The following is a 22,761-nucleotide window of genomic DNA, read 5'->3' on the forward strand; positions in this document are numbered from 1 at the left end:
CGGCGATTGAGGACGAGCGGCGGAGCCGCGACTGGGGGTCCGGGGGCGGAGCCCCCGGTGGGTAACCATTCGTTTCCGGGTGACTTGGGGGTCCCCCCTCTGGGGGAGGGTGGGCACGGCCCCTCACGAAAGCGAAGCAAACCGTTGCACCAGCACCCCCACCACAACCCCCAGCAACGGCAACGCGAACCAATACGTCCCCTGCAGCCACCGCAGTTGACGTACCCCCGGCCGCCCCGCCACCCGTACCACCTCACGCCCGGCCAACAACACCAGCAGCGCCAGCGCCGCGAGCGCCCCCGTCACCGACATCGGCGTCCACCGCACTCGCGGGCCCGGCGGGCCGGGGTGCGGTTCCGGGGTGTCCCCGGGCGGCTTGTCGCGGAGTTCGTACAGGGCCGCGTCCGGGTTGACCAGGGAGCGGGTCAGTTCCGGGCGGGTGTCGAGGGATGCGCGCAGGCGCGGATACCAGTCCGGTGCGTAGCCGGAGTCCAGTTGGAGATAGCCGGACTGGCCCCGGTCCACGATCAGGTACGCGTGGGGGCCCGCGGCGCGCAGGGCGGCGAGGATGTCGTCGACGTGGGACGGGTCGCGGGGCGCGAGCGTCGGCTGGTACTGGACGTGCTCCATGTCGCGGCTGCCCCACGGCAGCGCGGGCGTGACGTTCTTGACGGGGTCTCCGCTCATCCACAGCAGTTTCACGGTCGGCTCGTCGTGCGCGTACACGTAGTCCATCGCGGCGACCTCCCCGGGCCGTACCCGTTCGAAGGACTCGTTGCCCCAACGGGCCACCAGGAAGCCGAAGGTGAGGACCAGTCCGGCCGCCAGTGTCGCCAGCGGGAGCAGAAGCGGCCGACGGCCCGATGCCTTCGCGCCCGATGCCTTCGCGGGCGTCTCCTTCACCACCTCCGACGTCTCCTCCGCCGTCCCCGGGAACAGCGCCAGCGCCGCCAGCACGCACGCTCCCGGAACCGCGAACAGGAAGACCCGCAGCGCCATTTCGCCGCCGTACGACTGCATGCCGAAGGCCAGGAACGGCACCGCCGTCAGTACCAGCAGCGACACGTCGCCGATGCCGGCGCGGCGCCGCCGCCACCAGCCCAGCGCCGCGCAGCCCAGCAGCCCGGCCGCGAGCAGCACCCGTACGTACAGCACGAACTTGTGGGCCTGGCTGCCGCCCTCGATGCGTCCGGAGACCGACGAGGAGACATTGCCGCCGAGCGAACCCAGCCCGCCGAACAGCTCCTTGAAGTGCCCCGACCAGTACGGCTCCGCGAGATAGCTCACCCAGGCCGCGAACAGCACCGCGCCCCACAGCGGCAGTCCGCGCAGCGTGCAGCGCCGGGTCAGGACGAGCGCGGTCGCCACCCCCAGCATGATGCCGGGGGTGAGCTGGTGGCTCGCGACGGACGCGGCGAACACCACCAGCAGTACGCCCAGCAGCGCCGCCTGCGTGCCCCGGCCCACGGGGACGACCCGGGCCTCGCCCGGCACCAGCCGGCCGCGCAGCTGCCGCGGATAGCGGAACCACACCAGCAGCACGGCCACGAAGAGGAGATAGAAGAAGTAGTTCAGGGACTGCGGGGAGAAGTAGTCCTGGCCCACCCAGCCGCACAGTACGAACAGCCACGCCGCCGTCCACTTCGCCCGCCACGGCGCCCGTACCGCCTTCAGCAGCAGCATCAGCGGGGCCAGGCACAGCAGTTGCAGCACCACCGGCCACCAGCGCAGCACCTCGGCCATCCCGGAGACGTCGGTGATGCCGCAGGCGCGGGCCGCGAGCGCGGCCAGGGCGAAGAAGCCGGGCCAGCTCCAGCGTGCGTCCAGGTCCTGGGAGGCGAGGCCGGTGCGGTCGATGTAGTCCAGGAAACCCAGGTGCTGCCAGGCCGTCGCGAAACGCGGCTGCGTCTCCAGTACGGCGGGCACGGCGTGCAGGCACACCACCGTCGCCACGAGCACGGCCGCCAGCAGTCGGCGGCGCGGCCGCGGCAGCCACAGGGCGCCCGCGAAGGCGAGCGCCAGCAGGCCCGCTCCCGCGAGCGTGGCCGCCGGCAGTACGGTGATCAGGCCCAGGCCGCCCATGCGGTCGAGGTCCGCCGGGCCGACGAAGGCCAGGGGCGTCCAGTACAGGGCGAGGGCGGCGGCCAGCAGCAGGCACACACCGGTCTCGGGGCGGCGCCACCAGGGCGCGGACGCGCGTTCGCCCGGCGGCTTCGTCTCGCGCGCCGGGCGGGAGGCAGGGGCGGTGGCGGGAGCGGGGTCGGCGGGAGGAGTGGGAGGAGCAGTGGTCGAGGGGGGCGGGACGGGGGGGTGGGGCGGGGGCATCACGACCGCTTCCGGGGTGGGGCGTGGATCGGGGCGCCGCTCCGGGTGTTCGAAGTCCGGGCGTACGGTGAGCGGCACGGTGTCCGCGTCGAGCGCGGCGCGCAGCGCCCAGCGGGTGCCGTAGCGCGGGCTCGGGCTCTGTTCGCCCGAGGGGGTCTCGCCCCCGCGTATGGGGACGGCCTCCGGCCCGTCCGTACGCCGTAAGCCGCGCCCCGGGCCGCGGTGTCCGTGCTCGCGCGGCGCGTCGTGCTTGTCGCCCCGCACCGCCAGGTCCGCGAGGTCGCCGTCGGGGGCGACCTCGGGGGAGTAGGCCAGCGGGGACGCGGCCGGGGAGGCCCGCAGGACGCGGCGCAGCCGTACGGCCGCGATGGAGACGATCACCGTGAGGCTGGAGATCTCCGCGACGCCCGCGCCCGTGAGCCCCATGCGCGGCAGGAGCAGCAGCGTCAGCCCCAGCACCAGCACGCACAACAGGCCCTGGAGATAGGCCAGTCCGGCGGTGCGGCTCTGCGCGCGCAGCACCGCGAAGTACACCTCCATCACCACGCGCAGGGCCGCGCCCACCGCGAACCAGCGCAGCAGCGGCGTGGCCGCCTCCTCGTAGCCCTCGCCGAACACCCGCAGGATGTACGGCGCGAGGAAGAACATCGCCAGGCACACCGGCACCATGATGCGCGCCATGCGGCGCAGCGCCGCCCGGCAGTTGTCGGCGAGGCGCGCGGGGTCGTGCGAGCCCTCGACGGTCAGCGAGGCGCCCATGTTGATGGCGAGCAGGTTCGTGGTGCCCGCGATGGTGCTGGTGATGTAGAAGTAGGCGTTGTCGGTGGAGCTGACCTGCGAGGCCACGAGCACCGGCACGAGATAGACCACGAGCAGCGAGAAGAGCGAGCCGGTGCAGTCGCCGGCGAGGAAGCGGCCCATCTCCCGGTAGGTCACCGGCCGCGCGGTGCGCTCGGTGGCGGTCACGTGCCGGGGCACGAGCCGGCGGAAGACCAGCCAGCCCAGCGGCACGACGGACACCGCTATCGACACCACCCAGGAGAAGAACACCCCGATGGTGGGCAGCGCCACCGCGAGGGCCACCAGCAGCACCAGCTTGACCGCCGAGAAGACGGTGTTGCCCACCGGCACCCACAGGGCGCTGCGCAGTCCCGTCAGCACCCCGTCCTGCAGGGTGAGCACCGCCCACGCGGCCACGGCGGCCATGAAGCCGAGCCCGTGCCACGGTCCGTGCAGGAATCTGTAGGACGGGCCCCAGAGGTCGAGCGTGTACAGGAAGACGAGCGCGGCCAGCGCGACGAGCAGCGAACTGCCCGCGTAGGTGTGGAGGACGAGCCGGGCCGTGCGCCGCCCCGCGATCGGGATGAAGCGGGCCAGCGCCCCGGTGAGCGTCACCGCGGCGAGGCCGGCGAGGAACTTCATCGCCGCGATGGCGGCGGAGCCCTGGCCGACCGCCGACTCCGTGTAGTACCGGGCGGCGATCAGCCAGTACCCCAGTCCGAGGACGGCGCTGATGCCCGTGTTGAGCATCAGCGCGAAGGCGTTGCGGAACAGTGGACTCCCCCCGCCCCGCCCCGGCAGCCACGGCCTGCGGCCCACCGCACCCTCCGTGTGCCGTTCCTCGGTCCGGGTGGACGTGTCAGACACGAGCTTCGCTTGCCTTCCTGACGACCTGTTTGGTTCTGCGGTAGACGGCGTACGCCTTGGTCAGTGCGCGGTCCCGGAGAAAGAGCCGGCCCAGCGCGCGGCCCTCGACGAGCTGCCCGAACTCCTCGATACCCGTCGAGCGCCGCACCGTCACCCGCTCCAGGGCGTACGGCCCCTGCGGGCGCGCCGCCAGGGCGTTGCCCACGGCCAGGGACACGCCGAAGCCGGCGGCGCGCACGCAGTGGCGCACGCGCCGGTCGGAGTAGCCATAGGGGTAGGCGAAGGAGAACGGCGCCCGCCCCAGCTCGGCCGTGAGGATGTCCTTGCAGCGCCGCACCTCGAACCGCAGCCGTTCATCGGTGAGTTGGTCCAGCTGGGGGTGGGTGTGACTGTGCCCCCCGATCTCCAGTCCGGCCGCCGCCAGCTCCCGGACCTGATCCCATGTCAGCATCAGGTCCAGGGCCCCGCCGGACTCGTGGGCGCCGCGCACCCAGCCCGTCGAGGCGAACAGCGTGGCGCGGAAGCCGTGCGTGGCGAGGACGGGGAGGGCGTAGCGGTGCACGCCCTCGTAGCCGTCGTCGAAGGTGATCACCACGGGCCGGACCGGGAGCCCCGAGCCGGCCCGCCACGCCGCCGCCAGCTGACGGGTGGTCAGCGGGGTGAACTCCCGCTCCGCCAGCAGCCGCATCTGCGCGGCGAACGCCTCCGGGGAGACCGACAGCGTGTACACGGCGCGGGCCGGCGCGTACGCCACCGCGTGGTACATGAGTATGGGCACCCGCTGCGCGCTCATACCGCCGCCTCCCCGGATCTCGCGCCGTCGGCGGGCAGGGCCCCGGCCCCGGCGACCGCGAAGCGCCCGCCGCCGCGCCGGGCCCGCACCCGGCCCACGGCATAGCCTGCCGTGGTCACCGCCAGGCCCACCACGATCGCCCCCGCCCGGCCCGCGCCCCCGGGCCGGCCCAGCAGCGCGTCGCGCAGCCCGCGCGCGACGCCCGCCGGCAACACCCGGGTGGTGTACCGGCGTTCACTGGCCAGGCCCTCGCGGGCGCCCACGCTGCGGGAGACGAGCGCCTTGGACAGGCCCTCCGCCCAGGCGCGGGTGCGGAAGTAGCCGAAGCGCTCGCGGGCCGCCGGCACCCGGTGGTGGATGACCGCCCGGTCGTCGACGAGCAGCACCGCGTCCGGCACGGCCCGGCCGATCCGGATGCACAGCTCGGTCTCCTCGCAGCCCAGCGGCAGCCGGTCGCCGTCGCGCCCGATACCGCTGGCGAACCCCCCGGCCGCCTCGAAGGCCGTCCTGCGGAACGAGGCGTTGCCGCCGAGCACATTGCGCACCCGGCTGCGGCCCGGCGGCTGCCCCCGGTACGAACAGCCCACCACCCAGTCGAACTCGGCCGGGAACCAGCCGGGCCGGCGCCGGGAGGCCCACACGGGCTCGGTGCGCCCGCCCACCGCCATCACCCTCGGATCGGTGTAGGCCTCGGCGAAGCGCAGCAGCCAGTCCCGCTCGGCGACCGCGTCGTCGTCGAGGAAGGCGATCACCTCGCCGGAGGAGGCCGCGATCCCGGTGTTGCGCCCGGCGGACAGCCCGCGCGGGCCCGCGTTCGCCAGCACCCGCACCTCGGGGGCCTCCTCGCGCAGGGTCCGGGCGAGGCGCTGAAGCAGGACGGGGTTGTGGTCGACGACGACGAGCGTCTCCAGGGCCGGCAGGGACTGCGCCCGCACCGAGGCCACCGCGGCGAGCGTGTCGTCCCAGCGGTCCTCGGTGTAGGCACAGATGACGACGGAACACGCCGGCAGCGCCGTCGGCGCCGCCGCGCCGGCCCCGTGCGCGGCCGGGGAGGTGCTCAAGAGACCTCTCCACGGCTCGCCGCGGCCGCCGCGCTCGCGCCGGGCGCGACGGCCAGGCGCTGCGGACGGGTGCGGCGCCGCGCGCCGCGCTCGCGCAGGATCACCCGCAGCACGCGCAGCCCGTCACGGACGGCCCGCAGATTGCTCGTGCCGTGGATCCGCACGAACTCGTGGCTGGGGATCTCCTGGACCCGCAGCCCCGCCTTGACCACTCTGATGTTCATCAGCGTCTCGACCTCGAATCCGGCGCAGTCCAGGGCGATCTCGTCCAGACAGCGCTTCCAGAAGGCGTTGTAGCCGTAGCACAGATCGGTGTAGCGCGCGCCGAACTTGTGGTTCACGATCGAGCACAGCACCCGGTTGCCGAGCTTGCGGATCGGCGTCATGTCGTCCGTGCCGCCGCCGTTGGCGAAGCGGGAGCCCTTGGCGAAGTCCGCGCCACCGACGAGCGCGGAGACATAGGAGACGATCTCGCTGCCGTCGGCCGAGCCGTCCGCGTCGACCATCACGATGATCTCGCCCGTGCACGCGGCGAAACCGGTGATCAGCGCATCCCCCTTGCCCTTGCCGCGCTGCTCCACCACCTTCACCCCGGGCCACAGGGACTGTGCCACCCGTACCGTGTCATCGGTGGAATTGCCGTCCACGAGGACCACTTCATGAATCCACTCGGGCAATGTCTTGAAGACGTACGGAAGATTTTCCGCCTCGTTCATCGCGGGGATGACGACGGACACCGGTGGCGCTATCGCCAAATGCGAGGAGACCGGCCGGTAGCGACCGGCGATCACCGGATCTTGGTCCGCCGCGGCCTCGGCCGCGGGGCGTAGGAAAGAACTCATCGGCTTCGCTTCCCTCTCGTCCGGTGGACCGCCCGCCCGGGGCGGCCCGATGCTGGTCCGGTGCGAAAAGGGGGCTGCTCACCCCGGCCCGTAGGCGCACGAATCCCCGTACGGGCAGGGTGAGTTGACAACGATGCCGACCGCAAGCAGAGCGCGGTCAGCTGCTGTGACGTCCGAACGCGGCACCCCCCACCGCGCCCCCCGCTACGGCACCATCGCGGCGCGTGAGCCCTCCCCTTGAGCCGCCGAATGATGGGTCGTTGCGGGTGGATGTACGACGGTATTGATGCTTGCGACTGTATGGCAAGAGGTGGTGCGGTGACTCCTCCTTTGGGTGTTTTTTGCCCCCGATTCACGCATGAGGCTGACGCGAGTGCGCCGCCCACGGCGCATTCAGGTCGCAGTGCGCCTCAAACGCCCTCGCGAAAACGTCCCATCCGTTTCAGCAAGCGGTCCGCGGGCTCGAAGAGTTCCGGCCGGGAGAGCACCGCGTTGCGCAGCGCCCGCACCGGCGCGCGGCGCGCCCGGTGCCCGAGAGCGACGGGATGACGGCGCATCACCAGACCTTCGGAAACGTAGAGTTCACGCGTCTTCAGGGAGTTCTTGTACGCCTTGGTACCGCGCCCCAGGTCCAGATGGGACAGCTCCTCCCCGGCGGCGGCCTCGGCCATCCGCAGATGCAGCACCAGACCCGGCGAGTACCTCGCGAACACCGGGTCGTACGCCGGGAACCAGCACGCCAGCACCGTCCGCGACCGCAGCCCGAAGTGCGCCGCGACCGGCCGCCCGCCCGCGTAGAGCACCGAGAGCAGACCGGAGAACGACGGCGTGCGCGTGTGGAAGAGCTGGTGGACGAGACAGGCGATCCACGGGCGCGCGAACCGGTCGCTGCGCCCTGTTCTTCGGTACTGCGCCGACTTCCAGCGGATGAGCGCGCGCAGCACGGCGGGGTCGCGCTCGTCGTGCACATAGCGCACCTCGCCGACATCCCGCCCGAGCCTGCGCTCCTTGGCGAGCGTGGTGCGCGTGAACTTCGGCGACTGCTTGCGCAGCGCGGCCAGATACGCCTCGAAGCCCTGCTCCACGTCGACGACCGGCGAGCTGTACAGCCCCGACGCGCCCACCTCGAAGGGTTTTTGACCCTCCACCAGGTGGTCGAACTCCCACACCGACAGCCCGCAGGCGTGCAGCAGCTCGCGCGCGTCCCACTGGAAGCCCGGCCGGTGCACCAGCCCCTGCGCGTCCGACACGCCCAGGCCGATGGCCCGCCCCACGCCCAACGCCGTGCGCTGGTACGGGAAGAAGGCCACCGGCCCGCCGTCCTCGCGCACGACCGCGATCCGCGCGCTGCCCCGGCAGCGCCCCACGGCCAGCGTGAACTCCGGTGCGAGGAAGGGATTCCCGAGCTGCGCGGAGCCGTCGGCGACCGCCCGGGACTGCAGGGCCGTCCAGGCCGCCCGGTCGGCCGCCGTCAGCTCGCCGGGCCGGTGCACCCCGATGTCCACCTCAGGACGCCCGGCTTCGCGTCGTACGGACCCGGTGGTTGCGCGCCTGGGCCAGCAGGAACAGCAGCAGGCTCACCGCCGCGACCGCCGCCACCCCGCCGCGCACCGTCCACGCGTGCAGCGCGAGCAGCGTCTGCGCGACGAGCAGGTCGACCGCGACCGCGCCGCTGGCCGCCACCACCGAGCGGCTGAGCGGATCGAGGCCCCGCAGGGCGGCCCCCACCGCCCAGGCGGGCGCGACGATCAGGAAGAACAGGGTGAAGGGCGCGCGCAGCGGCGAGCCGATGTCCGCGAGCGCCAGCACCGCGCCGGCTCCCGCGATGGCCGCGGCCGCTCCGGCGACCACGGGCAGCGAGTCGGCTGCCGGTGCTCTCCTCGCGGCCCCGGTGCCCCCCTCCTCGCCCGGCCCGGCCACCGGGCCGGTGGAACGGCCGTGGTCCGTGGGATCAGTGAGACCGGTGGAATCCGTGAAACTTTGCATTGGCGACTTTGCCCCCCGAAGGCCCCCCGAAGCGCCGTGATGCCACTGTTCAATGTCGCGCAATCGGCGAAGGCACGTCAAGATGTGAAGGCTGTGCAAACGCACTCCGGTTGACGGGGCGGGGTGGCGGCGGAGTCTGTCGCTCGGGTGAACGTTCGGCAAAGCTGCCGGAGGGTCAGACGGCCGCCCCCGCAGGGAGGTTGGCGTACGCGTCACGCGTCCGGTGATCGACGTTACGGCTCCGTTCCCAGTTTTGACATGGACACTTCCGAATCGGGTTGTTCACTGCTACAGGAAAAAGCAGACACCCCCCAGGGAGGTTCCATGCGCAAGTCCCGCCTCGCGGGCGCCGTATCGGCCGCGGCGTCCGCGCTCGCCCTCGTGATCGCCCTCGCGACACCCGGAGCCGCGGCCGGTACGACCCCCTCCTACGTGGCGCTCGGCGACTCGTACGCGTCCGGTGTCGGCGCCGGCGACTACGACTCCTCCAGCGGCGGCTGCAAGCGCAGCCCCCACGCCTACCCCGCGCTGTGGGCCGCCGCCCACTCCTCCGCGTCCTTCGCCTTCACCGCCTGCTCCGGCGCGAGAACCGGCGACGTCGTCGGCAAACAGCTCGGCCCGCTCTCCGCCGCCACCACACTCGTCTCCCTCAGCGTCGGCGGCAACGACGCCGGCTTCAGCGACACCATGACCACCTGCGTCCTGGAGGACGACAGCGCCTGCCTGGCCCGCATCGACAAGGCCCGCGACTACGTGACGAACACCCTGCCCGGCCGGCTCGACCAGACATACTCGGCGATCGCCGCCAAGGCCCCCTCCGCGCGCGTCGTCGTCCTCGGCTACCCGCGCTTCTACCAGCTCGACGGGGACTGCCTGGCGGGCCTGAGCGAGGCCAAGAGGGCCGCCATCAACGCCGCCGCCGACCACCTCGACTCCGTCGTCGCCCAGCGCGCCGGAGCCCACGGCTTCGCCTACGGCGACGTCAACACCACCTTCGCCGGGCACGAGCTGTGCTCCGGCGACCCCTGGCTCAACAGCGTCAGCTTCCCCGTCGACGAGTCCTACCACCCCACGGCGGCCGGCCACTCCGGCGGCTATCTGCCGGTGTTCACCTCCTCCGCCTCCTGAGCGCCGTCCGCCGTCGCTTCACGGGCCGTCAGTAGCCGCGGGCGCCGCCGTACGACCCCGACCCGTACGAAGAGCCGGAGGAACCCGAGGAGTTCGGGGAGGAGCCGGCCGGAGCCGGGGTCGTGGCGGGCGCGCTCGCGGACGACGGCGGGGCCGAACGGCCCGGTCCCGACGACGACTGCTGCCGGCACTGCACCGTGAACGGCACATGAGCGGACGTCAGCCGGCCCGGACCCGTGACCTCCACGGCGATCCAGTCCCGGCCCGCGTCGGACGCCCCGCGCTCGCTCTCCGCGTGCCGCACCGTCTGCGACCGCGCCCCGGTGAACTCCACCGTCTTCTCCCCGCCGTCCGTGACGCTGCCGCTGCCCGTGACCCAGCGGTAGGTGACCGTCGCCGGGACGCTCCCCACCGTGAAGGTCGCCGTGAACGCGGGCGCCTGGTCCGCGGGCGGCGGACACGGGCCGGAATAGCGGTCGCGCACAGCACTCACGGACACCTGCACCGAGGGCGCCCCCGACGCCGACGACTGCCCCGCCCGGCCGCCGGCGGGCGTACCCGGCGAGGCCGCCGCGCCGCCGCCCGCGGGGGACGAGCCGCTCGACGCCGAACCGCCGCCCCCGCCACCGCGCGTCAGCGCCCACACCAGGCCGGCCACCGCGAGCGCGAGCACCACGGCGGCGGCCGTGAACACCACGGCCACACGCCGCCGCCGGTCGTCCCGCGGCTCCGGCGGCGTACCGGCGGCGGAGCCGGGCGCGGGCACGGGCCCGGTCACGGTCGGCGGACCGGCGGGGCCCGCCTCCGCGCCGAGGGCGCGACCGGGCCCGGTGGGGGAGTACGCCGGGACCGTCGGCGCCGTCGGTGCCGCCGACGGCGACAGCGGCATCCCCCCGGCCACCGTGCGCAGCATCCGCTCGGCCTCCTCCGCCCGCAGTCGCAGCGTCGGATCCTTGCGCAGCAACCCCTCCAGTACGGGCGTGAGCGGGCCCGCGCGGCGCGGCGGCGGCAGCTCCCGGTCCACCACGGCCCGCAGCGTGCTCAGCGGGGTGTCCGAACGGAACGGGGAGAAGCCCTCCACCGCCGCGTACAGCGTCACGCCCAGCGACCACACGTCGGACTGCGGGCCCGGCGGCTCGCCCAGCGCGCGCTCGGGAGCCAGGAACTCCGGCGAGCCGATCAGCTCCCCGGTGCGCGTCAGCGCCGAGCTCCCCTCGACCACGGCGATGCCGAAATCGCTGAGCACGACGCGCCCGTCGTCCGCAATGAGCACATTGCCCGGCTTGACATCGCGGTGCAGAACACCCACGGCGTGCGCGCCACGGAGCGCGGCGAGAACATCGGCGCCGATCTGTGCCGCGCGCGCCGGGGCAAGCGCTCCCTCGGCCTCCAGGACATCGGCCAGCGACAGGCCGCGGACCAGCTCCATCACGATCCAGGGGCGCCCGTCCTCGGTCACCACGTCGTGCACCGTGACCACATTGCGATGCGCGATACGCGCCGCCGCGCGCCCCTCGCGCTCCAAACGCTCGTACAGCTGCCGCACCTCGGGCGCCGGCAGCCCGGCCGGCGCCCGCACCTCCTTGACGGCGACCTCGCGGTCCAGCAGTTCGTCACGGGCCTGCCACACCACGCCCATACCGCCCCGCCCCAGCTGTCCCAGCAGCCGGTACCGGCCCGCCACCAGGCGGTTCGCCGGTTCCGCCGCTCCGTCCCAGGCACTCCCGCTCATCGATGGGCCCCTCCCCCAGAGCGCGATTCGGGGTGAATGTACCGCAACAGAGCGTGATCACCCGCTCTTTCGCGCTATCTCCCCAGGTTGTCCTCCCGTCAGAAACGCCTGTCAACTCCATGGCATTCGCGGCAGGTTCGCGGCAGGTTCACGCCAGGTGCGTCAACGCCCTTGACTCGATGGTGAATCCGTTTCGTGGATGCGCGGGTGACGGAAAGGGGCGGTAAGGTTACTCTGCCTGGGCCGGGTGCCTCGTTCGGGTGGGGAGTTTCAATGGATCAGATAGCTATGCGCGGCAGGCCACGAGTGCCTGCCATCAACTGCGACAGCGGTGCGACGAGCGCGCGCCTCGACCGCCACCTCGCCGTCCTCGGCGGGCCCGCCCTGCCACAGGGCGAGGTGGAAGGGGCGACGCTGCTCATGCGGGAACTGACCTCGCGTGACCGCGCGCGGGCCAAGCAGAGCCGGACCGCCAAGGTCTCCCTGCTCGCGCCGCTGCGCCGGCTGCGCCGTTCCCTCTTCGGCAGCCACGACTAGACCCCCGGTCCCGGACTCAAAGGCCCGGTGCGGCGCCGTCGGCCGTACGCCCTCCATCCCCGGGGCAGGCCGGACGGCGCCGCTGCCTTTGTCCCACGAGCCTTCGGTGTCAGTGGGCGTCCAGCGTGACCGTGAAGGAGAAACGGTCCCCCCGGTAGCGGATCCGGGCGACGTCCACGGCCCGCCCCCGCTCGTCGTAAGTGACACCCGTGTAGTGCAGGATCGGGCTCAGCAGCGGCACCTCCAGCAGCCGCGCGGTCTCCGGGTCGGCGAGCCGGGCCTCGACCGTGTCCGTGATCCGGCTGATCCGCACCCCCACCGCGTCCCGCAGCACCTTCGTCATCGGCCAGCGGGCCAGATCGGCCACGTCGATACGGTCGGCCAGCTCCGGACGGACCGTGTTCTCCGCCCAGTTCGTCGGCTCGCCCGTGCCCTCGTCGCAGCGCAGCCGCCGATAGCCGACGGCCAGCTCCAGATCCGGGAAGTACTCGGCAAGCTCGGCCGTCACCGGTGCCGGCCCGTGCCCGAGGACGGCCGTGCGCCCGCCCGACTGCTGGGCGACGATCGTGTCCACCGAGCCGAGCAGCCGCACCGGTGAGGTGCGCCGCGCATTCGGCTCGATGAACGTGCCACGCCGCCGGTGCCGCGTGATCAGCCCCTCCGCCGCGAGCTCCTTGAGCGCCTGCCGCATCGTCAGCACACTCACCCCGTAGTGCTCGGCGAGCGCCTCCTCGGTGGGCAGCCGCAGCGGATCCTCGGGCCGGCGGCCCAGTATCGACGCGCGCAGCGACTGCGACACCTGATACCACAGCGGCAGCTTGCGGTTGAGGTCGAGGGAGTCGGGGGAGAAGGTCGACGGCACGGCAACTCCGGCTTCACGGCGGTGAGGTGGGACCGCACCCGGTCCTCGGACCTGACGGGCTCAGGGCCGGAAATGACGCTCCAGACCCTGCCACACCCGGTCGTAGTCACGCTGCAGATGCTCCGCCGTCCGCGCCTGCTCGGTCACGGTGATCGGCCACCGCGTCTCGAACATGAAGGCCAGACCGTCCTCCAGCTTCTGCGGCCGCAGCTCGGCCGCGCTCGCCTTCTCGAAGGTGTCCCGGTCCGGGCCGTGCGCCGACATCATGTTGTGCAGCGAGCCGCCGCCCGGCACGAAGCCGCCCTCCCCGGCCGCCTTCGCGTCGTACGCGCCCTCGATCAGGCCCATGTACTCGCTCATCACATTGCGGTGGAAGTACGGCGGCCGGAACGTGTCCTCGCCCACCAGCCAGCGCGGCGCGAACACGACGAAGTCGACCCCCGCCAGCCCCGGCGTGTCCGACGGCGACGTGAGCACCGTGAAGATCGACGGGTCGGGGTGGTCGAAGCTGATCGAACCGATGACATTGAAACGGTGCAGGTCGTAGACGTACGGCACGTGGTTGCCGTGCCAGGCGACGACATCCAGCGGCGAGTGGTCGTACGTCGCCGACCACAGATTGCCGCAGAACTTGCCCACGACCTCCACCGGCCCCTCGACATCCTCGTACGCCGCGACCGGGGCGAGGAAGTCCCGCGCGTTCGCCAGGCCGTTGGCGCCTATCGGCCCCAGGTCGGGCAGGACGAACGGCTGCCCGTAGTTCTCGCAGACATAACCGCGCACACTCGGATCCAGCAGCTCCACCCGGAACCGCACCCCGCGCGGCAGCAGCGCCACCTGCCCCGGCCGCACCGCGAGCAGCCCGAACTCGGTACGCAGCAGCAGCCCGCCGCGCTCCGGCACGATCAGCAGCTCCCCGTCGGCGTCACTGAACACCCGCCGCGACATGGGCGAGTTGGCCGCATACAGATGCACCGCCATGCCCGCGCGCTGCGTCACGTCGCCGTTGCCGCCGACCGTCCACAGCCCGTCGACGAAGTCCGTGCCCTCGGGCGGCTCCGGCAGCGGATCCCAGCGCAGCCGGTTCGGATCCGGCACGGACTCCGTGAACGGGGCGGCCCGCAACGCGCCGTTGGCTATCCGCCGGAACGGCGGATGCGCGGCGGAGGGCCGGATCCGGTACAGCCACGAGCGGCGGTTGGCGCGGCGCGGCTCGGTGAACGCCGTACCGCTCAGCTGCTCCGCGTACAGCCCCAGCGGCGCGCGCTGTGGCGAATTGCGCCCTTGCGGCAGCGCGCCGGGGACAGCCTCGCTGCTGTGCTCATTGCCGAAGCCGGGAGAATACGACCGCTCCGACAGACCCTCGGCCGCCGCGCGCGCCGCCTTGATCGCCTGCTCCCCGCCCACCGGGCCGTGCTCCGGGCCGTGCTCCGTGCCGGTCATCGCGTGCTCCTGCCGCCGAAGGTTCCGTACAGGGATTCCTCTACAAGAACGTAGGATTCGCGGGGGCGGCCCGTCAATGCCCCCGGTACCCCACCATGCGCAGCACCAGGTCCGCGTACAGCGCACCCACCTCCTGCGGCGTCCGCCGCCCCCCGGAGACGAACCAGCGCGCGACATCCACGCACAGCGACAGCACCGCGAGCGTCGTCCCCCGCACGTCCGGCACGGAGAACGCGCCCGACATGACCCCCTCCTCGACGATCGCCCGCACCTCCGCCTCACTGTCCCGGCGCAGCCCGACGACCTCCGCGTAGTGCTCCTCGCCGAGCGCCCCCAGCTCGTACTGCACGACCCGGGCCGTCGTGTGGTGCTCCGCGTGCCAGACGACGAACTCCCGTACGGCGCGCGCCAGTCGCTCGGCGGGCGTCCCCCCGCCCTCGCGCGCCCGGCGCAGTATGTCCAGCGCGAGCCGGTGGCCCACGCCGCTGATCCGGTAGAGCAGCTCTTCCTTCGTCTTGTAGTGGATGTACAGCGCCGCGGGGCTCATCCCGGCACGGCCGGCGATGTCCCGGGTCGTCGTGGCGTGATACCCGCGCTCGGCGAACGCCTGCACCGCCGCGCTCAGCAGCCGCCGGGCCGCGTCCGGCGTGACCTCGGCCCACTCCTCGTCCCGGCCCGACCGCCGGCCCTTGTCCCGATGCGTCTCCCGATGCGTCTCCCGACGGGTTTCGCGATGCGCCTCCACCGTCATGTCCGCGCCCCGTTTCTGTCGGCCTCGCGCGGGTCCCGCGCCCGCGAAGCGAACCATACCCCGGGGGTGAACGCGCACTTGGAGCGCGTAACGGGCCGTTCACGGGGGAGAGATGATCGCATGCGCAACTTCTCGCGGATGCGGCGCGCACGCGGTGCGCGCACAGGTACGGCGCTCGGCTCGCTGCCGTTCGCGGCGGCCGCGCTGACCGCAACGGCCGCTCTCTACATCGCCCTTGTGGCCTTCGGCAACATCACCGACTTCGACACGAACCGGGAGTTCGTGCGCCATGTCCTCGCGATGGACACGACGTTCCGCGACAAGGACCTCATGTGGCGCGCGATCACCGACCGCACGGTGCAGGACGCCGTCTACGTCGCGATCATCGCGTGGGAGACGGTCACGGCCCTGGTGCTGATCGCGGCCACGGTGCGGTGGGTGCGCGGACTGCTGCGCGGGGGTACGGGCGGGTACGGGCCGGCCCGGCGCGCGGGCACGCTGGGGCTCGTGATGCTCATGCTGCTGTTCGGGGCGGGGTTCATCGCGATCGGCGGGGAGTGGTTCGCGATGTGGCAGTCGGCGAAGTGGAACGGGCTGCAGGCGGCGGAGCGGAATTTTCTGCTGGCGGGGGTGGTGCTGGTGGTGACGTGGCTGCCGGACGGCTCCGGCGCGGGGCGGTAGGGGGCGGCGGGGGCGGTGCGGGTGTGCGAGGTGTGGCGGTACGGAGCCGCCGTGCCGGTCACGGCCGCCACGTGCCCGGCATCAGCTCCACGCGCATCCGGTCGTTCTCGCGCAGCACGTACGTCGAGCTCTCCGCCGCACGCCAGCCCAGCGGCAGCACATAGTAGTGGCCGTCCCGCTCGATCAGCAGCCGCAGGCCCGTGTACCGGTAGCGGAAACGGACATCGTCGCCGAGGTCCTGGACCGTGACGGCGGGCGGGCCCGTCAGACTCAGCCGGTCCACGCTGAAGACGACGACGGCGGTGCGGTGGACGAGGGCGCCGGCCGTGTGCCGGGCGTCCGCGACACCGAGGTCGTGCGCGTGCAGGGTGGCCGCCCACAGCAGGAAGAGGCCCGCCGCGAGGAGTGGTACGGCCCTGCCGGGCGCTGCGGTGCCCGGGCTGGTCGGCGTGCGCCGTCGGCCCAGGAGGATCCCCGCGGCGATCGCGACGGGCGCGAGCCAGCCGTACGGCTGCACGTCACGCCACGCCAGCACCATCACGATCCCCGCGATGACGAGCCAACCGTGCAGCCGCGCCAGGGCGTTGGCGGCCCTGGTGACCTGCGCGGCCGCCCTGGGCGGGAGGAGCGCCGCCCGCCGGGTGAGCGTCCCGCGCGAACCGAAGAGCAGGACGGCCAGCGCGCCCGTCACCACGACCGGAGTCGTGATCAGCCCGAGACTGTGGATGACGAACTCGGCGAAGCCCAGGCCGAGCGCGAAGGCGTCCACGTGGAAGTAGCCGTAGTAGGCCATGCTCCAGATCGCGCCCAGGTAGTACATGAGGGCGGCCACGAACGAGCCTTGTGTGACAAGGGTGTTGAGCAACCGGGCGGCGGCCACGGGGGAGGAGCCGGCGGTGCTCCCGTGGCCGGAGAGGCTCATGGGTTCGCCGCAGGCGCGGGTCCGGACACCGCGGCCGACTGCGAGATGCCCGGACCCTGCGGGAACAGCGGAGAGCACACCCCGTCGGCCTCCGGCGAGATACCCGGCGGGCAGGACGGAGCGGTCTCGGCCGGCGGCGTCCCCGTGAAGCCGAGGCCGGGGATGTCCAGCCCGTCGTCCTTCGACGGCGCCGGCACGGGCGGCACGGAATCACCGCCGTGGGAGCGGGAGTCGGGGAGCACGGGGCTGTGCGAGTGCGAGTCCGTCGTATCGGTGCAGCCGGCGACGAGGGCCGCCGCGGCCGCGACACCGGTGCCGACGGCGGCGAGGACGCGGTACGTGCGTAAGCGCGCGGTTCTTCTCATGGGGACTCCCGGGACGTAGGCACTCAGGGTCGCGCCGGTACGGGCGGCCGGGCAGGGGGGTGGAGGCGTGGGCGGGGGGAGTGCGGGGTCAATGCGCGGGCGGGGCGGGCGACTTCGCGCCGGACGCGCCACGGGGCGCCTGCGGACCGGGCGGCGAGCACGCCCCGGGCCGGCACGACGGCGAGGACGTGCCCGGCGGCGTCCCGGTAAACCCGAGCCCCGGCGTCTCCGGGTCGGGATCCTTCGGCGGGGCCGGTACGGGGGCTACGGGGTCGCCGCCGTGGGGCGGCGGCGGGCCGGGAGTGGACGGAGGCGACTCGGCCGGCGGGGCGGTGATACCGAGCCCGGGTTTCTCCTGGTCCGTGGCCTTCGACGGGGTGGGTACGGGTGACACCGCGTCCCCGCCGGTGGAGGGGCTCGTGGGGGCGGGGCCAGGTGGGTCCGGGGTGTCGGTACAGCCGGTGGTGAGGACCAGTACGGCCGTGAGCGCGGCGGCGATGGCGTACGTGCGTAAGCGTGCTGTTCCCGTCATGGGGCACCCCCGTGTCGTGGTGCCCCTCAGGGTGGCTCCGGCGCGGGGGAGCGGGGAGGCGTGCGACGGCTTGGGAGGGGGAGTGCGGGGGCAATACGCAGATGGAGTGGGCGACTTCGCGCCGGGCCGCCACTTGTGCCTGCCACCGCGTGGCCGGGCGTTGTCCGTTCGGGATGAGACGCTGCGGTGGTGGTCTTCTCCCTGTCCGCTCGTGGGAAGCCACCGTCTTTGAGGTTCTCCGGTTTCGGGGCCAATTGGCCTCATCTGACCAGGGAAATTACCGACGACAGTCACACGGCCGCCGACTCGCTTTCCCGGGCCCTGGGGCCCCGGACATGTCCCCAAGTGAGGGCATCCATCGGCTCCGTGGGGTCGCCTTGTTGTTCAGGGGGGAGAGGTTGCCATGCCGAGGAGATTGTCGGCGCACCCCGGTACGAGCGTCAGCGTTGCGGCAGTCAAGCCATTCGAAAACCTTCCGGTGTCCAAAGCCTCCGCCAGGAGATGCCGCCCCGCGGCACAGGGTCCCATCGATTCGGCCACGTCCGCCAGGGCTTGACTCTTCCAGTACGGACTTTCGATCGATCGGGCAAGTGCTGCGGCCTGCTCATGGCGGCCGGCCGTGGCAAGTGCATGCGACAGGCCGGAGAGGATCGCACCGTCGTCTGGAGAAGGAGTCAGTGACAGTGCGAGGCGCACTGTTTTGGCTACCACAAGCGCAGCCTCCTCGCCGCGCGCCGCATTGGCGAGGCTCTGAGCGACGTCCATCAGCACCCAGACCCTCATGTCATGGATCGGGATCTCTTGGGCCAGGGAAACTGCCATCTGATACTGCCCTGCCTCGCTGAGTACTCTCACTACCACGCGCATGAACCGAGCCGACTCCTCGCCACATCGTTGGCCTGTCCGAGGAATGATGCGGGTCAGCTCTGCGGCCTTTTCATACCAGCCCACTCGGATGAGATTCTCGGCCATATCGAACAGCGTCCAGCCCATCTGCTGGGCATCGGGAAGCTTCCGTGCGGCGTCTTCGGCTGCGGCCAGGAGGGTGGCTGCATGGGAAAGTGAGCCCATCTCGACCATTACTGCGGCGACGTCGGTCAACGCCCGGGCCCGCAGGCCAGCCCTCCCGATTGTGTCGGCGAGGCTGGATGCCCTTTCGGTCTGGCGTGTCTTGGCAAGCATGCGCGCCAAGTGAGCCTGGGCGTAGTCCTGTTCGAAGCCCCCTCGGCTTCTGCATGAGAAGATGTCCACGGCTTCGCCCAGCAGGACGGCGGCCTCAGAACAGTGACCACTTTCGTCATACGCCAGCGCAATGTCGGTCAGGGAGAAGAACGGCTGATTCGACGCGAAGAAAGCGCGGGCGGACGCGGCAAGCTCCTGGGCCAGGGACCAGGCCTCTTCCGGCTGACCGCGCTGGATGAGTAGCCGCGCCAGCTTGGCTAGAGCTTCGGCCCTGCTATCGCCACACTCGATCGTGCGAGCCAGTGCAACGGCCGCTTCGTGATCACCGGCCTGGGCAAGAGCTGAGGCCACTTTGGCTGTTGCAGTGCTGCGCACGTAGCCGTCGGTGATGCTGCGGGCGAGGGCGGCTGCTTGCTTGTGCTGACCGGACGCGGCAAGCGCCGAGACGACACAGGCCAGGGATTCGGCCCGTGTCCTCTTCTCTGCGATCTCCTGAGCCAGGGATGTGGCGAGCTGATGGTTACCTGCCCGGGCCAGGGCTGAAGACACCTTGGCCAGCGTCTCTCCCCTCGTGTACGGGGCCGTGATGGCGCGGGTGAGCCGAGCTGCCTGCCCATGACGACCAACGTCGGCAACCGCCAGCGCCACCTCGGCCAGTAGCTGATCCTTATCGTGTTGATCCGCCATAGTGCGGACCGTCACAGCCACCTCGTGGGCAAGCGCCTCGGCCTCTTCGAGCAGCCCGGTCTCTGCCATCACGCGAGCTACTCGGACCAGGGCCTCAGCCCGTTTGCGAGAGTCGGTGATGGAGCGGGCCAGAGCTGCTGCGGGATCGTACTCGCCAGCATCGGCAAGAGCAGCCGCCACCTCGACTAGCGTCGACGCTCTCTTGAAAGAATCGGCGATCTCGTTGGCGATTGCCGAGGCCTGGACGCACTCGCCGGCCCTGGCGACCGATTCCGCAGCGTGGGCCAGGGCGTTGTCCTTGGGTGTTTGGTCGTCGATGGCGCGGGCGGCGAGGACTGCAGCGCCGCGTACCTGTGCTGCCAGCTCGCGCTGTTTGTGCTCGGCCAGCAGCTTCGCCACGTCGGCCAGAGCCTCGGCTTCACGGTTTGGAACTGTGGCCGTATGGGCCAGAGCGACAGCCTGTTCATGCTGCCCGATCTTGATGAGAAGGGATGCGACGCCGGGCAGCGCCCAGTGCTTCTTTACCGAATCAGCGATGTCATCGATGACGATGGCTGCCTCGGCGGCATATTCGGCGGCGCGCCCGATGCCGTCGGCTGCCAGGCACTGCTCAGCCGCGCGGGTCAGGGCCTTGCAGCGCCAGTACGGGTCGGTCATTGAGCAGGTGAGGGCCGCAACTTCCTCGTGTCGGCTGGCCTTTGCGAGGACCGTGGCGATGCTGGCCAGAATCCTGTTCTCGTCTTCCCTGGGCTCTGCGGCGGCAAGGGCGCTGGCCTGACCGATTCGGCCGATCTCGGCGAGGACCTGTGCTGCCTCGTCCAGGACCAACGTAGCGTCCTCCCTGGCGCGGTACCCGTCGTGGAGCGCTGGGTGCGGCTGAGCAGCGGCCGTCACTGCGAGCCCCGCAGCTTCCTCGACGAGTTCAGCAGCCTTCACTCGCTGACCCGCCCGGGCAAGGCTCGCCGCAACCCGCACCAGAGCCAAGCCTCTGCGGACCGGGGTGGCGATGTTACGAGCACAGACGAGAGCCTGGTCGTCCCTGCCGATCCGTAGGAACACCCGTACTGCCACGCTCCGCGCCGTTTCACCGCCCCGGCCGGTATCCGGGCGCTGTGCTAGATCGACAGCATCCCTTGCCAGGTCGGCTGCCAGCTCGTGACGACCGGCTTGGGCAAGTTCTTCGGCCAGCATCGCAAGGGCGAGGGCGCGTTCCACAGGGTCGCTGAGAGATCGCGCAGCGATGATGACCAGTTCCTCGGCGTCCGGCCACCGGCGTGCAACGCGGTACACCGAGGCAAGCAGCCAGTCGCGCCATCCCTCTCGGCGCTCCCGGATGAAATTCACGGCCCGGCGGACCTGTCCGAGACGAGCCCACGTGATGATCAGGTCAGTCGGGGTATTTTCGAGATTCCTTTCGAGTGCCTCCCGGCGACGGGCCAGGCGAAGGCATGCCGGAACGTCGGGGTCTGGGAGCTGACGCTGTAGTTCGAAGGCTTTCTCGATCTCTGCGAGGGCCCCGGCATCGCTGCCGGTCTTCCGCCAGAGCTGTTCATGGCGCTCACGGTCGGCAGCGAGCGTGGACAGAAGAACCGCATCACCTTGCTGCCACAGGACTTGCGGACAACCGACAAGGATCCATTCCGGTGTGTCGTCCGGCCATCGCCGCTGCCAGTAGTCCAGGACCCAGTCGTGGAGTCTGTCCCGGTAGCCCTCCATCTCGTGCGCCAGAAGGTTCCCCGCTGTTACCAGAAGCTCGCCATGAGCGAAGGAGTAGAGCCACGCGGGGCCGTGTTCACCTCGGCTCCACTCCGCTTCCAGGCGCTGGAACGAGCGGCCCAGGGAACCCTCAAGAACCAGTTCCACCTCCCGGACGCTGCACGCGGTCTCCATCAGGGCGGCCAGGTCGACAGCGGTCAGGCCGCCGCTGGCTGCCGCGATCAGCCCGGTGAGCTCCTGAGCGATCCCGCCGCGGCGAATCAGCTCAACGAGATCCCGTTCAGCTTCCAGCCGCGCCGCCTGTGCTGCCTCCGACGCTGCAAGGCTGCGACTGATCCCGGGGTCACGCAACGGGTGCCCGTACGGCACGTCTGCTGGCACCGGCGGATGAGGACGGCATGTCACGATGATGCGAACCCCGGGCATGGGACCGTGCGGAAGCAGCGCAGCAATACTGTTGCCCTCGACGGCGGTGGCCATGCCACTGTCCTCATCCAGGCCGTCGACCACGAGGACGATCCGACGTTCGGCGTCCCGCGCCTGCCGCCCTGCACGCTCAAGCGCTTCGTGGAACGGGCCCAGCGCCCCGCAGTCGACGTCCGGATCGTGCAGGTATTCACGAAGCTGCCGCTGCATGGCTGCGAGGAAGGCGGTCCGGTCCGACTGGCCTGCATGCCTGCGTGCGATGAAGAAGGCCAGCACGTCGACCCGGGCACCCATGGCAGGGAGGTGATCGAGCACAAAGTGCGCCATCAGTGAGGTCTTTCCCGACCATGCCGGAGCCACCCACCTCCAGTAAGCAGGCGGGACTTCGTCCCCGTCGCCGGCGAGAACGAAGTCGGTCATGTCAGCGAGTTCTTGCTCTCGTCCGACGAAGTCCTCCGCCGCCGCCCAGTGTGCGATCTCCCGGGTGTAGGACGATCGCGGGATCCGCCGACCCGCACGGATCTCGTGCACGAGCGGAATCTGACCCGCGTTCCCGTGCCGGGTTACGAGATCGATGAAGGCATCATCCCGGAAGAGGGTGTGCACAGGCTCCGCGTGCAAGCGGCGCCATTCAGTCTCGCGATCGTCCTCGACAACGACTCCCACCAGCAGGTCGTTGCAGAAGACCGCTGCCCCTGATGCTCCCCCCCAAGGCCGACGTGCGTCCTGTCGTTCCCCTGGCGGAAACGCCGTATTCAGAACCCAGTAGCGGCTGCCGCCACTGGTGGCCAACGGTGGCAGCGTCCCCCGTAGATACTCGAACCCCGGCTCGCCCGCGCGTTCCGCGAACAGAGGAAAGGCTGCTCCGTGATACGGCAGTTCATCGATGCCGCAGGGGTGCCCCCATGCCACCGGCTCAGCTGGTGTTCGCACTTCCTTGCCGAGCCACAGCAGCGCCACGTCCGCAGCATCGGGCCGAGGCGGATCGTCACGCGGGTCCGGCCAGCACAGCTCGGCGTCCCGCTCGACCATGTCGGAACCGGACCGCGGATGCCCCACCCGTACCGTGATGTACCGGTGGGGACGTCGGTGTTCGTCGACCACCACGTGCAGGGAGGTCAGCACCAGCCGAGGTCCTAGCAG

Annotated in this window: 16 protein-coding genes; 3 read left to right on the top strand and 13 right to left on the bottom strand. The window is 71.5% G+C overall.

Going from position 1 to position 22,761, the window contains the following annotated elements; all coding sequences use genetic code 11:
- Positions 1-123: 123 nt before the first annotated feature.
- From ACFP1Z_RS00155 to ACFP1Z_RS00180, 6 genes are all read right to left on the bottom strand, one after another.
- Positions 124-3,972: a lipopolysaccharide biosynthesis protein gene (locus ACFP1Z_RS00155; RefSeq protein ID WP_390313562.1), complete on the bottom strand. Its 3,849-nt coding sequence runs from the start codon at positions 3,970-3,972 to the stop codon at positions 124-126.
- Positions 3,965-4,765 (bottom strand): polysaccharide deacetylase family protein, encoded by an 801-nt coding sequence (locus ACFP1Z_RS00160; protein WP_390313563.1) that lies wholly within the window; start codon positions 4,763-4,765, stop codon positions 3,965-3,967. Before ACFP1Z_RS00160 ends, ACFP1Z_RS00155 begins: the two co-directional genes overlap by 8 nt.
- A complete protein-coding gene (locus ACFP1Z_RS00165; RefSeq protein ID WP_390313564.1) occupies positions 4,762-5,826 on the bottom strand; it encodes a glycosyltransferase family 2 protein in 1,065 nt (354 codons plus the stop codon). The genes ACFP1Z_RS00160 and ACFP1Z_RS00165 overlap by 4 nt, the downstream gene beginning before the upstream one ends.
- Complete coding sequence (locus tag ACFP1Z_RS00170; protein WP_390313565.1) at positions 5,823-6,668, bottom strand: glycosyltransferase family 2 protein; 846 nt, start codon at positions 6,666-6,668, stop codon at positions 5,823-5,825. The genes ACFP1Z_RS00165 and ACFP1Z_RS00170 overlap by 4 nt, the downstream gene beginning before the upstream one ends.
- A gap of 410 nt (positions 6,669-7,078) precedes the next feature.
- Positions 7,079-8,173, bottom strand: a complete 1,095-nt coding sequence (locus ACFP1Z_RS00175) for a GNAT family N-acetyltransferase (protein ID WP_390313566.1) — start codon at positions 8,171-8,173, stop codon at positions 7,079-7,081.
- A 1-nt stretch (position 8,174) separates the two neighbouring features.
- Positions 8,175-8,654, bottom strand: coding sequence for a hypothetical protein (locus ACFP1Z_RS00180; protein WP_390313567.1), 480 nt, complete (start codon positions 8,652-8,654; stop codon positions 8,175-8,177).
- 324 nt (positions 8,655-8,978) lie between these two features.
- Between ACFP1Z_RS00180 and ACFP1Z_RS00185 the strand changes: the two genes are divergently transcribed.
- Positions 8,979-9,782 carry an SGNH/GDSL hydrolase family protein gene (locus ACFP1Z_RS00185; protein ID WP_390313568.1) on the top strand — a complete coding sequence of 268 codons (804 nt, stop codon included), beginning with the start codon at positions 8,979-8,981 and terminating at the stop codon, positions 9,780-9,782.
- Positions 9,783-9,810: 28 nt separating this feature from the next.
- On the opposite strand, the gene ACFP1Z_RS00190 is transcribed toward ACFP1Z_RS00185, so the two are convergent.
- Positions 9,811-11,514 carry a serine/threonine-protein kinase gene (locus tag ACFP1Z_RS00190; protein ID WP_390313569.1) on the bottom strand — a complete coding sequence of 568 codons (1,704 nt, stop codon included), beginning with the start codon at positions 11,512-11,514 and terminating at the stop codon, positions 9,811-9,813.
- A 273-nt stretch (positions 11,515-11,787) separates the two neighbouring features.
- On the opposite strand from ACFP1Z_RS00190, the gene ACFP1Z_RS00195 reads away from it, so the two are divergent.
- Entirely contained in the window at positions 11,788-12,051 is a 264-nt protein-coding gene (locus tag ACFP1Z_RS00195) for a hypothetical protein (RefSeq protein WP_390313570.1), read from the top strand.
- Positions 12,052-12,160: 109 nt separating this feature from the next.
- Here ACFP1Z_RS00195 and ACFP1Z_RS00200 read toward each other — a convergent pair whose 3' ends face one another.
- From ACFP1Z_RS00200 to ACFP1Z_RS00210, 3 genes are all read right to left on the bottom strand, one after another.
- Complete coding sequence (locus ACFP1Z_RS00200; RefSeq protein WP_390313571.1) at positions 12,161-12,913, bottom strand: GntR family transcriptional regulator; 753 nt, start codon at positions 12,911-12,913, stop codon at positions 12,161-12,163.
- A 60-nt stretch (positions 12,914-12,973) separates the two neighbouring features.
- A complete protein-coding gene (hmgA, locus tag ACFP1Z_RS00205) occupies positions 12,974-14,356 on the bottom strand; it encodes a homogentisate 1,2-dioxygenase (RefSeq protein WP_390313572.1) in 1,383 nt (460 codons plus the stop codon).
- Between the two features lie 73 nt (positions 14,357-14,429).
- Positions 14,430-15,107: a TetR/AcrR family transcriptional regulator gene (locus ACFP1Z_RS00210; RefSeq protein ID WP_390313573.1), complete on the bottom strand. Its 678-nt coding sequence runs from the start codon at positions 15,105-15,107 to the stop codon at positions 14,430-14,432.
- Positions 15,108-15,227: 120 nt separating this feature from the next.
- On the opposite strand from ACFP1Z_RS00210, the gene ACFP1Z_RS00215 reads away from it, so the two are divergent.
- Positions 15,228-15,788 (top strand): DUF2165 domain-containing protein, encoded by a 561-nt coding sequence (locus tag ACFP1Z_RS00215; RefSeq protein ID WP_390313574.1) that lies wholly within the window; start codon positions 15,228-15,230, stop codon positions 15,786-15,788.
- A gap of 58 nt (positions 15,789-15,846) precedes the next feature.
- Here the strand turns inward: ACFP1Z_RS00215 and ACFP1Z_RS00220 are convergent, their stop codons facing one another.
- From ACFP1Z_RS00220 to ACFP1Z_RS00230, 3 genes are all read right to left on the bottom strand, one after another.
- Positions 15,847-16,710, bottom strand: coding sequence for a hypothetical protein (locus tag ACFP1Z_RS00220; RefSeq protein WP_390313575.1), 864 nt, complete (start codon positions 16,708-16,710; stop codon positions 15,847-15,849).
- The gene (locus ACFP1Z_RS00225) at positions 16,707-17,075 is read right to left on the bottom strand and encodes a hypothetical protein (protein WP_390313576.1); all 369 of its coding nucleotides are present in this window, start codon (positions 17,073-17,075) and stop codon (positions 16,707-16,709) included. Before ACFP1Z_RS00225 ends, ACFP1Z_RS00220 begins: the two co-directional genes overlap by 4 nt.
- A 916-nt stretch (positions 17,076-17,991) precedes the next feature.
- Complete coding sequence (locus ACFP1Z_RS00230) at positions 17,992-22,743, bottom strand: hypothetical protein (protein WP_390313577.1); 4,752 nt, start codon at positions 22,741-22,743, stop codon at positions 17,992-17,994.
- Positions 22,744-22,761 lie beyond the last annotated feature (18 nt).

It is taken from the genome of Streptomyces gamaensis, assembly GCF_042656465.1.
GTDB classification, from domain to species: domain Bacteria; phylum Actinomycetota; class Actinomycetes; order Streptomycetales; family Streptomycetaceae; genus Streptomyces; species Streptomyces gamaensis.